This is a genomic window from Ochrobactrum sp. SFR4 (assembly GCF_019730395.1).
In the GTDB taxonomy this organism is placed as follows: Bacteria; Pseudomonadota; Alphaproteobacteria; order Rhizobiales; family Rhizobiaceae; genus Pseudochrobactrum.
This window is the reverse complement of the sequence record NZ_JAAPBB010001381.1, coordinates 1-236: the sequence shown is the minus strand read 5'-3', so window position 1 is coordinate 236 and position 236 is coordinate 1. Positions and strand designations below refer to the sequence as shown.

Genomic DNA, 236 nt, shown 5'->3' with positions numbered 1-236 from the left:
GAAGAAGCTCTGGCTCGTTTTACAGAAGCCTATTATGCGCTTGGTCTGGTTTCAGAAGCACAGACTGCTGCGGCAGTTCTGGGTAAAAACTTCCCGGACAGCCCTTGGTATAAAGATTCCTATAAATTGTTGCAGGGCGGTGGTCTTGAACCGCGCGAAAACAAAGGTTCATGGCTTTCCAAAGCATCATCGCTCATTACGGGCGGCGCTTAATTCATAAATAAAGGCAGCCATGC

General features: G+C 48.3%; 1 pseudogene. It reads left to right on the top strand.

Annotated elements, in window-relative coordinates:
• A pseudogene (locus tag HBA93_RS23550) lies at window positions 1-213 on the top strand (outer membrane protein assembly factor BamD); the annotation flags it as partial.
• Window positions 214-236: the final 23 nt, after the last annotated feature.